The sequence below is a fragment of the Marinicauda sp. Alg238-R41 genome (assembly GCF_947331485.1).
Classification (GTDB): Bacteria; Pseudomonadota; Alphaproteobacteria; order Caulobacterales; family Maricaulaceae; genus Marinicauda; species Marinicauda pacifica.
The window spans coordinates 1311648-1326162 of sequence record NZ_CAMZOJ010000001.1; the positions used below are offsets into that span (position 1 = coordinate 1311648).

The following is a 14515-nucleotide window of genomic DNA, read 5'->3' on the forward strand; positions in this document are numbered from 1 at the left end:
CCCTTGCATCTGCGTCGTTGCAGTGCGGCATTCGCCCGATCTGCCGCCATGGGGCGAATTTCCAGTAGATTAAGGCGCTTGCGACCCTTTGCCGCTTTTTTTGATCACGCGTTCATGGCCGGCGCGCTCACAATGCATTGTTCCGTCCACCCCGCTTTGTTCAACGTCAGCATGCGCTTTGGGACGCGTTAACCGCCATCGCGAGGTTGATTGCGCTGGCGCGCCGGTGCTAGCGTTCATCGCCAGGCGCCGCAAAAGCGTTCTAGAAAACTAAAGACGGTGAAAAACACCGCGCGAGATGGGGATTTCTAGGTCTGTTCCGACGATTCCCGTCGATTCTTTCAGGTGGTTCCTAAGGGGATCACCGGGGCGCCGCTATCGGCGTCCCGAAGCATTGTAGGGGGCCGAGGCCGGCGCGGGACGCCGGCTGACGTCAAATTGAGGGTAATCCAAGGCGCGCGGGAACCTTCCGCGTCAGCTACTGTGAGGCAAGGCATGTCCAACACCATGAAGTGGATCCGCACGACGCTGCTGGCCGGGGCCGCGGCCACGGCCGGGGCGGCGTACGCTCAGAGCCCGCTCGACCAAGCGCTGCAGGTTGCGCGGCAATCGACGCAACAGGGCGCCCAGGCGCAAGAGCAGATCAACGACGTCTCAGCGTCGGCTGACGATCTCGAGCGCCAGTATCTGGCTCTGCAGTCGCAGATCCAGGACCAGGAAGTTTTCGTGCAGCAGCAGGAAGTCTTCCTGCAGTCGCAGGATGTCGAAATCTCGGAGCTGCAACGTCAGCTCGAGCGGGTCGATACCCTGGAAGCGACGCTGACCCCGATGCTTCTGGAGATGGCGGTCGCGCTGGAAGATTTCATCGCCAGCGACCTTCCGTTCCAGACGGATCTGCGCCAGTCGCGGCTCGATAACATCCAGACCCTGCTTGGTGACGCGACCGTGTCACCGGCCGAAACCTACCGCGTCATCCTGAACGCGTACGAGATCGAGGCGTCTTACGGGCGCTCGCTGCGCGTCTACGAAGACACCGTTGATGTCGAAGGCGAGCCCGCGCAGGTGAAGTTCCTGCAGATCGGCCGCGTCGCGCTCATCCGCGTTTTCCAGAGCGGTGCTCGTCAGGGCGACATGCAGATGATGACCAAAGACAACCAGGAATGGCGTGACCTGCCGGGCGGATTCGCCGGCAACGTCCAGCGTGCGGTCCGCATCGGCGAGGAAGTGACCACGCCGGAAGTGTTCATCGCCCCGCTGCCTGGCCCGCAGTCGGCTCAGTAACCGGTAGAGACGGAGTACACTCAAGATGAAATCGATCATCAAACTGGCCGCCGCCGTCTCTCTCGGCGCGACCCTCATCACCGGAGCGGTATCGGCGCAAGTCGATCGCGAGCCGGTTTCCTCAATTTCCCAGCTGCTGCAGCGCGTGCGTGAAGATGCGCGTGATGCTCAGGCTCAGAACCAGGAGCGTCTTCAGGAATTCCGCGCCGAGCAGGGCCGCCAGCAATCGCTGGTCAGCCAGGCTCGTTCGCGTCTGAATGCGCTTCAGGCCGAGGCGGAAGAAAACCGCACTCAGTTCGAAGCCAATCAGCAGCGGATCGATCAGCTGGCGACCCAGCTCACCGAAGAACAGGGCGCCTTCGGCGAGCTCTTCGGTGTGGCACGCCAGACGGCTGGCGAATTCGCCTCGCTGATCGAAGCCTCGATCATCTCGGCTCAGTACCCCAACCGTCACCGTCCGCTAGAGCAGCTGGCGGAAAGCCGCACGCTTCCGGATGCGGACGATCTGCGTAACATCTATGAAGTCATGATCGACGAGATGGACTCGCAGTCCGACGTGGCGACCTTCAACCGCGCGGTTGTCGGCCTCAACGGCGGCGAGCCGGTCCCGACGACCCGTGTGGGTACGTTCGTGATCTTCGCCATGGACGGCGGTGCAAAGTATCTGCGCTGGAGCACCAACGAAAACGATCGCACCAGCGGTTACACGCTCTCGGTCCTGCCGACGCAGCCTCCGGGCCGTCTGCTCTCCGCGGCCTCCAACCTGGCCAATGCGGATCCGGGCGAGATCGTCGAAGGTCCGGTGGATCCGTCGCGCGGTCAGCTGCTCGAGATCTTCAAGGACATCCCGTCGCTCTCCGAGCGCTTCGAGCAAGGTGGCATTGTCGCGAAAATCATCGCCGGCCTGTTCATCTTCTCGGCTCTGTTCGGTCTGTGGCGCCTGGTTGCGCTGGTCATGACCGGCTCCGCGATCAACGCCCAGAAGCGCAAGTCGACCGCGTCCAAAGGCAACCCGCTCGGCCGCATCATGCTCGCCTATGAAGAAGTCAAGGACCGTCCGATCGAAACGATCGAACTGAAGCTTGACGAGGCGATCTTGCGCGAGACCCCGAAACTGGAGTTCGGTCTGAACTTCCTGAAGCTGGCCGCCGGCATCGCTCCGCTGCTCGGCCTGCTGGGTACCGTGACCGGTATGATCCGGACCTTCACCCAGATCACCCTCTTTGGTACCGGCGACCCGCGCATCATGGCCGGTGGTATCTCCGAGGCCCTTGTGACCACGGTGTCCGGTCTTGTCGCCGCCATTCCGCTTCTCTTCATCCACTCGTTCGCGGCCAGCTTCGCGCGCGGTGCCCAGCAGACGCTGGAAGAGCAAGCGGCCGGTATTGTTGCCCGCCACTCTGAAGAGCGCGGCCAAGCGTAAGGAACCCTATCGATGAACCTCCAAGGCATTTTTCTCGGCCTGCAGGAGTTCCTCGAGCGCGGGGGGCCGGTGCTCCTGCTGATTATGGGCCTCACTTTCGTGATGTGGGCCTTTATCCTGGAGCGCCTGGCCTATTTCGGCTTCGCCCATAACGTGGTGGCCAAGAAGGCTAAACAGGAGTGGGCCGCGCGTAGCGATCACCACTCCTGGCACGCCCTGGCCATTCGGGACCAGCTGGTTTCCGAGGTGAAGCTGAAAGCGGAACAGAACGTGGAGCTGATCAAGACCCTGGTTGCGGTCGCTCCTCTGTTCGGTCTGCTCGGTACTGTGACCGGCATGATTGCAGTGTTCGACGTGATGGCCATTTCTGGCTCGTCGGATGCTCGCGCCATGTCCTCGGGCGTCGCCCGGGCCACAATTCCGACGATGGCCGGTATGGTTTCCGCTCTGTCCGGGCTCCTGTTCTCGAACCAGATCGAGCGTATGGCGAGCCAGCGAGTTCACGAGCTCGCCGACGAACTCGAAGTGGAGTAACTCATGCGCAGGCGAAACCGCGGGAATGCAGCCGACAAGGCCGACGTCAATATGACGCCGATGCTGGATATCGTCTTCATCCTGCTCATCTTCTTTATCGTGACTGCGACCTTCCTCCAGGAGGAAGGGATCGACATGCAGCCGCCGCCGCCGAACGAGAATCCGCCGGAAAGTGAAGACAATCCGGTTATCCTGGTCCAGATCGACGGCGACAATAATGTCTTCGTCAACCAGGACCGGACCTCGGCCGACCGTGTGTTTGCTGCTGTCTCGCGCATCCGCGCGGAAAGCCCGGGATCGGCTGTACTGATCCGCCCGGACGACGAGTCCTTCCACGGTATCACCGTGAACATCTGGGATCAGATGAAGGTCAATGGCGTTCCGGTTTCCATCCAGCGTGAAGACGAGGCTTAGGGAGGACTGCTATGGCGCGCCGACAAAGCCGCGTAATGACGGAGGAGACCGATGCAGAACTCGATCTCACTCCGATGCTGGATGTGGTCTTCATCCTGCTCATCTTCTTCATCGTGACTTCGGTCTTCGTGAAGGAGCCGGGCGTGGAAGTTGTCCGTCCCGAAACGGAACTGCTGGAATCCGAGAAGCCGACCATTCTTGTCGCTGTGACCAGCCAGGGCGAAATCTGGGTCAATCGTCAGGTTTACGAGATGAACCAGATGCGGAACGTTCTCGAGCAGCTGCTTGAGGAAAACCCGCGTGCCGAGGCGATGATTCAGGGTGATCAGGATGCTCCGATCGGGCTCGTGCTCGATGTCCAGGAGCTGTTCGGTGACCTGGGTGTCGACGTCATGATCTCGACGCAGGAAGGCTAAGGAGCGAACAATGGCTACACTTATCCGAATCCTGATCGGGATCCCGATTGCCGCAATCGTCACTTTCTTCCTGTTCGTGCTCATGAACATCCTCATTTCCGGGGGTGACTTCACGCCGGAAGAAGCGGGTGAGGACGTGCGGATCTCGATCTCCGACGAAGTCGAAGAAATCGAGGCGCAGCGCCGTGAAGCGCAGCTCGACCAGGTGGAAGACGTGGTTCCGCCGCCGCCGCCGCCGCAGATCGAGCGTGAGCGCGCCGATCAGCCGACCGAAGGCATGGAAACCGCCGTTGGGGCCCTACCGGACTTCGAGGCGCCCGATCTTGGCGGTGACCAGGTGAGCTTCGACGTCTCCGACCGTGATGCTCAGCCGCTGGTCCGTATTCCGCCGCAATACCCGCCCCGGGCCGCTGAACGCGGAACGGAAGGGTTTTGCGACATGACGTTTGACGTGACGCCGGACGGGACGCCGACGAATATCCAGGCGGTGAACTGCTCCAGCTCCATGTTCGAACGGACCTCGGCCCGCGCGATCGAGCGCTGGCGTTACGAACCGAAGATCGAGGGAGGCAATGCGGTTTGGCGCCGCGGTGTCCAGACTCGCATCGATTATCAGCTCGAAGGCTAGTCGAGCGGGCGGACCGGTGACGACCCGGTTCGCCCCGCCCGACTTCCGATTGGGAGACCCGGAATGATCCGCTCCAGAACAATCGATCCGTCTCTTTGGATCAAAGCAGCCGGCGCGCTGTTTCTTGCCGGCGCCATTGCGTGTTCCGTCGTCGCCAATGCCGACGCGCAGCGCAATCGAGGTAACCAGGAAGAAGAAGACAACGTCGACCGCACGTTGTCTGCGGCGATCGGTGAGCCAATCCTGGAAGTACAGGAGCTGATGGATCAGGAGCCTATGCCGACCCAGCAGATCCTTCAGATCCTCAATGGCCTCGTCCAGCGCGACGTAACGGCGTACGAGCGGTCGGTGATCCTGCGTATGCGCGGCGGCGTGTACTTCCAGCAGGAAAACTATCGCGGAGCCATCGATGACTTCCTCGGCGCGATCAACACCGGTGCGCTCGTGCCTGACGAATCCAACTCGCTCAGGGTCAATATCGGCCAGCTCTACATGGTCCTTGACAACACGGCCGAGGGTATCCGGCAGATGGAGATCGCTCTGAATAACGGGGCGACCCTGACTGCATCGCTGGCCAAGCTTCTGGCTCAGGCGCACGCGCAGGAAGAGCGCTGGCAGGAGGGGCTTCGCTACGCGGAGCATTACTACCAGAACGTGCCGAACAGCGATAAGACGTACGCCGATTTCTCGCTGATGCAGGCGTATTACCAGCAACTCGAGCGTAGCGACGACGAGCTGCGGGTCGTGCGCGCCAGCCTCGACTATTTCCCGGGCAACCGTACCGCCTGGCAGAACCTGATTGCGCTCTTTGCGCGGACGGGCCGTGAGGAAGATGCGTTCGAAGCCAACAAGCTGATGTATCTCAACGGTCTGCTGCGCTGTGAAGACAGCAGCCGTCTGCTCAACCTGGCCCAGTATTACAGCTTCTATGAGAACCCCTATCGCGGGGCGACCATCCTGGAGCGCAATATCAACGCCGGATGCATTGAGGAGAATGTCCGCAACCTTGAAACGCTGGCGAATATGTGGCGCCAGGCCTCCGAGTTCGGCAACGCCATCCCGGTCCTGGCCCGGATCGCGGAAATTACCGGCGACGGTGAGAACGCCCTGAAGCTGGCCGAGGCCTTCTATCAGGAGAACCGTTTCGAAGAGGCCGCTCGCTGGTTTGAAACCGCGCTGAACCGTGGCGGTCTTGACGAAGCCGGCGATGCCTGGGTTCTTCTTGGTACCGTTCGTTTCGAGCTTGGCAACCGTCAGGGCGCCCTGCAGGCGTTCGAAAACGGTACTCAGTATGGGGACTCCCGCCGTGCGGCCAGTGACTGGATCCGCTTCGTGCAAGGCCAGATTCGTGCTGAAGAGGCCCGTGTGACCCGTCTTCAGCAGGTCCGGATCGACGAATGCCGCCTGACGCTCGATCAGGAAGCCGACATCATCACGCTCGTCGGTTCGCCTGAAGACTTCAACGAATACGGTCAGCCCATCGTTGACGTGCCGGAGCGGTGTGAGCGTTGGTTCAACGAGAATGCGGTCCAGATCCGTCAGCCGAACCAGACTGACGAAGAGGCCGCGGCGTTCGCCGAAGGCCAGATCGAGGCGGCCCGTCAGCAAGCCGAGGCGGCTCAAGCCCGCGGCTAGAGACGCGCCGACAAGACTGAAAATAAACCCCGGTGGTTCTCCACCGGGGTTTTTTCTTGCCGGATCCGCAGGAAGATCGCGCCAAGCGTGAATTCGGCACATTCCTGCCCCATTCATTACAGAGTGTTCATGTGGCTGGGCGGGCTGAGCCTCTCTCGTGAGAGGGGCCAGGGAGGATTGTCATGACTGCAGTCACAGCCTTCAGTGCGAGAACTAGCCTGCTCCTGCCCGTCGCCGGAGCCATAACGCTTCTGCTCTTCTTCTTGATGTCCCGGCTGATCGACGCTCCGTCACCGCCACCGGTTCGGCAGATCGACCCGGTGCAGGTTTCGATCGGCGAAATCGTGGCCGATGTAGCGGTGCGCGAGCCTCTGCCCGACGCGCCGGAAACGCTCGCAATGCCGGACATCCCATCCCTGAGCCGCGATGTACCGGCCGCAAGGGGCAACCCGGGTGTCTCCGGCCAGTATCCCGTTTCGAGCCCGGCTTCGGGCCCGGTCGACCCCGGCGATATCGCCCTTGATCCGGGCAGCACTCCCCTCACACGTGCGGCTCCTGTCTATCCACCCTCCCAGGCCCGGCGTGGTCAGGAAGCCAGCTGCCTGGTTCGCTATGATGTGCTCGGCAATGGTCGCACGACCAATATCCAGATCAGCGGCTGCGAGCCTGCCTTCGCCGCGGCGACCCATGCTGCGGTCGAGCACTGGCGCTACAATGCGACCATGGCCGACGGGGCAGGCCACATTGTCCACTCCGGTTTGACGACACGGCTGGATTTCACGCTGAACGACTAGACGAAAAACGCCCCGGTCCTTGCGGGCCGGGGCGTCTGGCAGGCGAAATGTGGCGAGCCTATTCGGTCGTCGTGCTCGCCTCCTGATCGGCAAGTCCGGTGACCATCAGGGCGAACGCATATTCTTCGGCGCGCTCGCGCAGCGAGTCGAAGCGGCCCGATGCCCCGCCATGACCGGCCCCCATATTGGTACGCAGCAGGGTCAGGCCTTCGTCCGTGCGCAATTCACGCAGCTTTGCAATCCATTTGGCCGGCTCCCAATAGGTCACCCGCGGATCGGTCAGGCCGGCCGTGGCGAGCACGTGAGGATAGTCTTGCGCACTGACCTGATCGTAAGGCGAGTAGGACACGATATACTCGTAGGCAGCCTCGTCGGTCAGCGGATTGCCCCATTCGGGCCACTCCGGCGGCGTGAGCGGAAGCTCTGCATCGCTCATGGTGTTCAGCACGTCTACGAATGGGACCGCGCCTACCGCGCCGGCGAACAGGCTCGGATCCTGATTGATGGCGACGCCGACGAGCAACCCGCCTGCCGAACCGCCATAGGCTACGACCCGGCCCTCACTGGTATAGCCTTGCTCGACCAGCGCGCGTCCGGCGTCGACATAGTCGTTGAAGGTGTTCTGCTTGTTGTCGAGCTTGCCGTCGAGATACCATCCGTATCCCTTTGCCATAGACCCGCGGATATGGGCGATCGCGTAGATCATTCCGCGATCGACCAGGGACAGGCGCGATGTGGAAAAGCTCGCCGGTATCGTGATCCCGTACGATCCATAGCCGTAGAGCAATAGCGGTGCGCTTCCGTCCAGCGGGGTTCCTTCGCGGTACAGGACCGTCACCGGAATTTGCTCGCCATCGCGGGCGGTCGCCTGAATGCGGCGCACGACGTAATCGTCGGCATCGTGTCCGGAGGGCACTTCCTGAACCTTCAACAGGGTCCGCTCGCGGGCGGCAAGGTCGTATTCGAAGGTTTCTTCCGGCGTGGACGGGCTTTCATAGGAAAAGCGCATCGTATCGGTCGCGTACTCGTAGCCGCCATCCAGGCCGAGCGAATACGCTTCTTCCTCGAATGCGATCTCGTGTTCTTCACCGCTCTCCAGATTGCGCACGACGATGCGGGGCAGGGCGTTAGCGCGCTCCATACGCACCAGCCAGTCCTGATAGCCGTCCATGCCCAGAACCAGAGTCCCGGGCCGGTGGGCGATCAGGTCCTGCCAGTTTTCCCGACGTGGATCGTCCAGGGGCGCGCGCATGATCTTGAAATCGACGGAGTCGTCCAGGTTGGTCCGGACAAAGATCTCGCCGCCTGCTTCTGTCAGGTCGTATTCCACGCCCGGTTCGCGTGCAGCGACAAGCATGGCTTGCGCGTCGGCATCGCCGGCGTCGAGCACACGCATTTCGCTCGTCGTGTGATCGTTGGCGGAGACCACGATCCAGCGATCGCCATCTGTTTTCGAGACGCCGAGGAAATAGCCGTCGTCTGCCTCTTCGTAGATCAGCTCGGGCTCGGCGGCGTCGAACGCCTGACGGTAAACCCGCTTCGGCCGGTTATTGCTGTCTCGCCAGACCCAGTAGAGCGTCTGGGAGTCGTTCGCCCAGACCAGCGAGCCATACCCTTCCTCGGTGAGCGTGGCGACATTCTCGCCGGTTTCGAGATCGCGGACCTTGATCGTGTAGAATTCCGACCCCGCGGTATCGATCGCATAAGCCAGGTATCGGTGATTGGGTGAATGCTCGGCCGATCCGATATCGAAATACTCGATGCCTTCCGCCTCGGCATCTCCATCGAAGATGATCTGCTCTTCACCCGAAATTTCGCCGCTCCCGTCTGCGGGCCGGCGCGCGAAGACCGGGTACTGGCCCCCCTCGCGGAAGCGTGTGTAGTAGAACCACTCGCCATCGCGATCGGGCACCGAGCTGTCGTCTTCCTTGATGCGGCCGCGCATCTCCTCGTACAGCCGTTGCTGCAACTCGGTCGTGGGGGCCATCACCTCGTTGTAATAGGCGTTCTCCGCCTCGAGGTGCGTGCGGATATCGTCGCGCAGAACGCTCGGATCGCGCATGACCTCCTGCCAGTTATCGTCGCGCAACCAGGCATAGGGATCGACGCGCGTGCGGCCGAGCTGTTCGGTTTCGAGCGGGCGCTGCTCCGTTGTCGGAGCGTCGATCTCGAGGGCGCGGTCGATCAGCGCGTTATGGGTGGCTTGGTGCATGTCGGATGACATCTCCTGGGCAGAGGCGTGGACGCGCACTGCAAGGCCGATCGCAAGGATCGCGACGACCGCGGCGCCGGTTCGGCGCAACACGTAGAAGGAGGGAAAGGGCATGACAAGGCGCTCCGATGACGTCCATCAGCGCGACCTCCGCGCCCGCTCAGGACAAGACCGGGCTAGTCTTCACCATCCTCCGGTACGAAGTCCAGCACGATACCGTTGGCGCACCAACGTTGTCCGGTGGGCTGCGGACCATCGTTGAAAACGTGGCCGACATGGGCGCCGCAATTGGCGCAATGCATCTCGGTGCGCGGGATGATTAGCTTGAAATCGCGTTTCGTCTCGAGCGAGCCTTCGCCGCACGTATCGAAAAAGCTTGGCCAGCCACTTCCCGATTCGTACTTGTGGCGTGACCCGAAAAGCGGATTTCCGCATACGGCACACTGGTAGGTGCCGTTGCGCTTTTCTTCGTTCAGTCCGCTGGAGCCGGGCCGTTCCGTCCCTTCCTTGAATGCAACCTTGTCCTGCTCCGGTGTCAGCGCCGAACGCAACGTCGCAATCTCAGTCTTGTCGAGCTTGGGCATGGGCGGCGTGATGCCTCCATCTGAAGATAAGGGTGATATGTCTATATAGGCTCTCCCTCGACGCGGACACGGGACAGATTGCATGTGCCCCGGAAAACCCCGACGGACGGGACGGGCGGGTCGTGAACGGACGTGCCCAGCCACGCTTAATTAACGCCTGCGTGTGACCCTTTCTGGAGTCTTTGTGAACGCTTCGACAAGAACGGCTCCGCACCGATGGCCGACCATTTTACCGCATCGCCGACTGCTCCGGCACCGCAACCGGCCAAGCGCAATGCGCGCTCGGTCCTGACCCGGCGCCTGGCCGATATTGTCTGCCTCCCGTCCAGCACAGTGACCCCTCAGGAGCGCTGGATGGTGGCCGATGTTCTCGAAGAGATGCTTCGCACGGCCAATCCCGAGCTGCGGGGCCGCGTGGCCGCCCGCCTGGCCGAACAGGCCGAGGCGCCAGCCGGCCTGCTTCGCCGCCTGGCGCTGGACAATTTCGAGATTGCCAAGCCGATCCTCGAGCGATCGCAGGCGCTGACCGATTTCGACATGATGGAGATCGCCAGGGCTGGCGATGTCAGTCACCGCACCGCCCTCGCGCGTCGTGAACAGGTCAGCGAGACCGTCACCGCGGCCCTGGTCGCAGCGGCCGATCCGCACGTCCTCACCATCCTGTTGCGAAATTCCGGGGCCCGTATTGCGCCGCAGACTATGGATCGGCTGATCAATCTGGCCAGCGAGGACTACAACCTCGCCCTTCTGCTGATCCGCAGGGCGGAGCTGCGTCCCGCCCAGGCCTTTGCGCTTTTCTGGGACGTGGGCCACGATCAGCGCAAGATGATATTGAGCCGCTTTGCGGTCGGTCGCACCATTCTCCAGGATGCGGCCCAGGACGTGTTTCCGCTTGTCGCGAACCCGGAGGACCAGGATGCACTGGTTCAGCGCACCCTGTTCTACATCGACCGGCGCCAACGCAACCGCGAAGCCAATGACAGCTCGAGCTATGGCGGTCTCGAAGGCGTCGCGGAGCGTGCTGTGAACGGCCATGACGAGGCGTTGCGCATGGAAGGCGCGCGTCTGGCCAATATCCAGCTCTCGCTGTTTGAGCGCATCCTTGGCGATCTCGGCGGTGAACCGCTGGGCGTGCTGGCCAAGGCCACAGGGCTCTCCCGCCGGCATCTCGGCTATCTGTCCCTGGCGGCGGGGTTTGCCGCCGGGTCGGTTGCCGCCGAACGCAGCGAGTATGTCTTTGATACTCTGTCGGTCGACAAGGCACAGACAGTCCTGCGCTATTGGGACTGGAGCTTCCGCGGCCGCGAGGGCGCCAACGCGGACTAGCGCGCCGGTTTTGCTTGTTCACCTACAAAACTGATTGTAAGTGCACGGCCGGATTGAGATTCGTGCCAGGAGAACCCGAGCCGATGGCTGAGATGTTCGCGCTTGCGCTCGCCAACCTGACTTCCCCAGCCGTCCTGTTCTTCGCGTTGGGCGTGTTCGCCGGTGTTGCGCGATCCGACCTGGCCGTTCCTGAAGCCGTGGCCAAGGGGCTTGCGCTCTATCTGATGCTCGCCATCGGCTTCAAGGGCGGCGTCGCAGTGGCCGAGCAGGGCCTCACGACAACCTTGATGCTGGCCGCATTGGCCGGGGTCGTGCTCAGCTTTTCCATGCCGCTGATTGCCTTCGCCCTGTTGCGCATCATGACGTCCCTCGACCGGGCGACCGCGGCCGCCTCGGCCGCCCATTACGGTTCGATTTCCGTGGTGACTTTCGTGGCCGGCGCCGAGTTTCTCCGGCTCTCCGGGATCGCATCCTCCGGCCACATGGTGGCGGTGCTCGCTCTCATGGAGACACCGGCCATCCTGACCGGCTTGCTGCTGGCTGGAAGCGGTGCGGCCGGGGGCGACAGACGCACGCGCGGCGAGCTTGTGCGCGAAGTCATGCTGAACGGTTCGGTCGTGCTGCTGCTCGGCAGCTTTGCCATCGGCATGATCTCCGGCCCGGCCGGCATGACCAAGCTGGAACCCTTTGTCGTCGACCTGTTCCAGGGCGTGCTGGCGCTGTTCCTGCTGGACATGGGTCTCGTCGCGGCGCGGCGCCTGTCGGGTGCGCGGCGTCTGGGGCTGGGCGGGGTGGTTTTCGGCCTCGTCATGCCATTGATCGGGGCCGGTGTGGCGCTGGGCGTCGCGGTGCTGCTCAGGCTGAGTGTCGGCGATGCGGCCGCACTCATGATCCTGAGCGGCTCGGCGAGCTATATCGCGGTGCCCGCGGCCATGCGCATCGCTCTGCCAAAGGCCGACCCGGCGGTCTATCTGACCTTGTCGCTCGCCATTACCTTTCCGTTCAACCTGACGCTTGGTATTCCGCTTTACACCGCGCTCGCACGCGCCGTGCTTGGAGGTTAGGCGATGGCCCGTGCCGTTCGAAAAAAGCTTATTGCGATCGTCGAGGTCGCGCATCTCAACCGGCTGCTTGAACTGCTGACCCAGGCCGGCGTGACCGGGTTTACCGTGGTGGATGCCCGTGCCGGACGCGGTCTGGAAGGCGAGTGGGACCGGGCCGATTTCAACGATGCGACGCAGAAGAAACTCGTGCACGCCATCACGAACGAGGCGACCGCCGAGCGTGTGTTCGAAGCCGCCGAGCCTTTCTTCGATCGCTATCCCGGCATCATTTACGGGCAGGATGTCGAGGTGCTGCGTCCCGAGCGCTTCTGAGGAAAGTCGGTTTCGCGCAGCCGATTCTGCTGGAAATGGCCAGACTAGTTTCCTAGAACCCCTCCAAACCCTTTGATAAACGCGGGTGCTCGGGGAGGAGACAACGTGGCGGGTCGTGTCATCTATCTGGCGGTGCTCACCGTGGCCTTGGCGGCCATGTGGGCGGTCCTGTCGGACAAGCTGTCCAACACGCTCATCCTGGGCTTCGGCATTTTCGGCATCCTCTTCGCCCTGGGCATGTCGCTGAGAATGGGACTGGTCGACGGGGAGGGCGTGCCCTTTACCCGTATCATCCCCTTCGTACGCTACTGGGGCTGGCTCGGCGGAGAGATCGTCAAGGCCAACATCGCCGTGGTCAAAGCGACGATGAAGCCCGATCTCGACATCCAGCCCGTTCTGACCCGCGTGCCTGTCACTGCCAAGAGCGACCTGGCCAGGACTACGTTTGCCAACTCGATCACGCTGACGCCCGGCACGGTGACGGTCGAGGTCGAGGAGCGCGGCTTTCTGGTCCATGCGCTGACCCGGGAGTTTTCCGATATGGAGGGCTTTCGTGAAATGGAAGCACGCTCGGTCGATGCGGCGGAGGGGCGTTCATCGTGACCTCCATTCCACTTCTCGATTTCGCCGTGGCGCTGGGTCTGGCGGTCGCCATGGCCATCATGCTGGCGCGCCTGTTTCTCGGACCGACGCTGTATGACCGGGTTCTGGCGGTGAACAGCTTCGGCACAAAGACCGTGCTGTTCCTTGTGGTTTTCGCCGTCATGGTCAATCGCGGGGACGCGATCGACATCGCCCTCCTGTACGCGCTTTTGAACTTCATCGCGACGATCGCGATTCTGAAGTTCTTCCGTTACCGCTCACTGGAAGTGGCTCTGAGCGAGATTGCGATCCGCCGCCGCGACACCGGAGACGACGCCCAGTCGGATCGCTCCGAGCCGACGGGAGGGGCATGATGGACCTGATGCAGTTTATCGACCTTGCGCTCGATATCGTATCCATCGCCGCGCTGGTCTCGGGCATGGTCTTCGTCCTTGCCGGCTCGATCGGCGTTCTGCGCCTGCCCGATTTCTACACCCGCATGCATGCTGCGGGCGTGACCGACACGCTGGGCGCGGAACTCATCATGATCGGGCTGATATTGCAGGCCGGCTGGAGCGCGCTTTCGCTGAAGCTGGCGCTGATCGGGGTGTTCATCTTCCTGACCAGCCCGACCGCAAGTCATGCGGTGGCAAACGCGGCCTACCGCGCCGGCCTGAAACCGCACCTGAAACGCTTCGCGCCCGGGCGTGAGGATGAGGCAGAGCCCACGGAGACCCGGCCGTGATCCAGACCGTCGATCTGACCCAGTATTTTGACTACGTCTTCATGGCGATGCTCCTCTCTGTGGGCATCGCCGTGGTGCGCCTGCGCTCGCTCTTCGCGGCGGTGATGCTGACCGGCGTGTATTCGCTGCTCTCCGCGGTCTGGTTCGTATCACTCGATGCGGTCGATGTGGCGTTCACCGAGGCTGCGGTCGGCGCAGGGATTTCTACCGTGCTTCTGCTGGGCGCGATGCTGCTGACCTCACGTGAATGCAATCCGGTGCCGGCCTCGCGCCACTCGGCGGCGCTTGCCGTCGTCGTCGTGGCCGGCGCGCTGCTCTTCTACGCGCTCGGTGACATGCCGGTTTATGGCGACCCGAATTCTCCGGCGAACGCCTATGTCGGCATGGAATACATGACGATGACGGTAGACGATATTGCCATTCCCAACGTCGTCACCGCCGTGCTCTCCAGCTATCGCGGTTTCGATACGATGGGCGAGGTTTTCGTGGTCTTTGCTGCCGGGCTCGGCGTGGCGCTGCTGCTTGGCCTGGGCGGCGCTGCCGGCAAGCGGGAGGATTAGGCGAT

General features: G+C 62.5%; 17 protein-coding genes. 15 read left to right on the top strand and 2 right to left on the bottom strand.

Translation table 11 applies throughout. The features are described 5' to 3' along the window. Positions 1–495 precede the first annotated feature (495 nt). From PGP17_RS06210 to PGP17_RS06245, 8 genes are all read left to right on the top strand, one after another. Positions 496–1281 (top strand): DUF3450 domain-containing protein, encoded by a 786-nt coding sequence (locus PGP17_RS06210; RefSeq protein WP_135943101.1) that lies wholly within the window; start codon positions 496–498, stop codon positions 1279–1281. Between the two features lie 25 nt (positions 1282–1306). Then, positions 1307–2704: a MotA/TolQ/ExbB proton channel family protein gene (locus tag PGP17_RS06215; protein WP_270374646.1), complete on the top strand. Its 1398-nt coding sequence runs from the start codon at positions 1307–1309 to the stop codon at positions 2702–2704. A gap of 12 nt (positions 2705–2716) precedes the next feature. Further along, positions 2717–3238: a MotA/TolQ/ExbB proton channel family protein gene (locus PGP17_RS06220; protein ID WP_135943103.1), complete on the top strand. Its 522-nt coding sequence runs from the start codon at positions 2717–2719 to the stop codon at positions 3236–3238. Positions 3239–3241: 3 nt separating this feature from the next. Beyond that, positions 3242–3652, top strand: coding sequence for an ExbD/TolR family protein (locus PGP17_RS06225; protein WP_135943104.1), 411 nt, complete (start codon positions 3242–3244; stop codon positions 3650–3652). Positions 3653–3663: 11 nt separating this feature from the next. Next, positions 3664–4068 (top strand): ExbD/TolR family protein, encoded by a 405-nt coding sequence (locus PGP17_RS06230; RefSeq protein WP_135943105.1) that lies wholly within the window; start codon positions 3664–3666, stop codon positions 4066–4068. 10 nt (positions 4069–4078) lie between these two features. Further along, positions 4079–4696 (top strand): energy transducer TonB, encoded by a 618-nt coding sequence (locus PGP17_RS06235; protein ID WP_135943106.1) that lies wholly within the window; start codon positions 4079–4081, stop codon positions 4694–4696. Positions 4697–4759: 63 nt separating this feature from the next. After that, positions 4760–6331, top strand: coding sequence for a tetratricopeptide repeat protein (locus tag PGP17_RS06240; protein ID WP_135943107.1), 1572 nt, complete (start codon positions 4760–4762; stop codon positions 6329–6331). Positions 6332–6513: 182 nt separating this feature from the next. Then, positions 6514–7125 (top strand): energy transducer TonB, encoded by a 612-nt coding sequence (locus PGP17_RS06245; protein ID WP_270374647.1) that lies wholly within the window; start codon positions 6514–6516, stop codon positions 7123–7125. Positions 7126–7183: 58 nt separating this feature from the next. Here PGP17_RS06245 and PGP17_RS06250 read toward each other — a convergent pair whose 3' ends face one another. Continuing rightward, complete coding sequence (locus PGP17_RS06250) at positions 7184–9451, bottom strand: S9 family peptidase (protein WP_270374648.1); 2268 nt, start codon at positions 9449–9451, stop codon at positions 7184–7186. A 62-nt stretch (positions 9452–9513) separates the two neighbouring features. After that, the gene (msrB, locus tag PGP17_RS06255) at positions 9514–9921 is read right to left on the bottom strand and encodes a peptide-methionine (R)-S-oxide reductase MsrB (protein ID WP_135943109.1); all 408 of its coding nucleotides are present in this window, start codon (positions 9919–9921) and stop codon (positions 9514–9516) included. A 216-nt stretch (positions 9922–10137) separates the two neighbouring features. Here msrB and PGP17_RS06260 point away from each other — a divergent pair, with 216 nt between their 5' ends. The 7 genes from PGP17_RS06260 to PGP17_RS06290 all read left to right on the top strand — a co-directional run bounded on the left by PGP17_RS06260 (position 10138) and on the right by PGP17_RS06290 (position 14510). Further along, positions 10138–11247, top strand: a complete 1110-nt coding sequence (locus PGP17_RS06260; RefSeq protein ID WP_270374649.1) for a DUF2336 domain-containing protein — start codon at positions 10138–10140, stop codon at positions 11245–11247. Between the two features lie 83 nt (positions 11248–11330). Beyond that, the gene (locus tag PGP17_RS06265; RefSeq protein ID WP_270374650.1) at positions 11331–12311 is read left to right on the top strand and encodes a sodium-dependent bicarbonate transport family permease; all 981 of its coding nucleotides are present in this window, start codon (positions 11331–11333) and stop codon (positions 12309–12311) included. Positions 12312–12314: 3 nt separating this feature from the next. Next, positions 12315–12623, top strand: coding sequence for a P-II family nitrogen regulator (locus PGP17_RS06270; protein WP_270374651.1), 309 nt, complete (start codon positions 12315–12317; stop codon positions 12621–12623). Positions 12624–12728: 105 nt separating this feature from the next. Then, positions 12729–13226 carry a Na+/H+ antiporter subunit E gene (locus tag PGP17_RS06275; RefSeq protein WP_270374652.1) on the top strand — a complete coding sequence of 166 codons (498 nt, stop codon included), beginning with the start codon at positions 12729–12731 and terminating at the stop codon, positions 13224–13226. A gap of 50 nt (positions 13227–13276) precedes the next feature. Then, positions 13277–13579 (top strand): monovalent cation/H+ antiporter complex subunit F, encoded by a 303-nt coding sequence (locus tag PGP17_RS06280; protein ID WP_135944106.1) that lies wholly within the window; start codon positions 13277–13279, stop codon positions 13577–13579. Further along, on the top strand, positions 13576–13950 hold the full coding sequence (gene mnhG, locus PGP17_RS06285; RefSeq protein ID WP_270374654.1) for a monovalent cation/H(+) antiporter subunit G: 375 nt from the start codon (positions 13576–13578) through the stop codon (positions 13948–13950). The genes PGP17_RS06280 and mnhG overlap by 4 nt, the downstream gene beginning before the upstream one ends. Then, the gene (locus PGP17_RS06290) at positions 13950–14510 is read left to right on the top strand and encodes a DUF4040 domain-containing protein (protein WP_442915136.1); all 561 of its coding nucleotides are present in this window, start codon (positions 13950–13952) and stop codon (positions 14508–14510) included. The genes mnhG and PGP17_RS06290 overlap by 1 nt, the downstream gene beginning before the upstream one ends. The last annotated feature ends 5 nt before the right edge of the window (positions 14511–14515 follow it).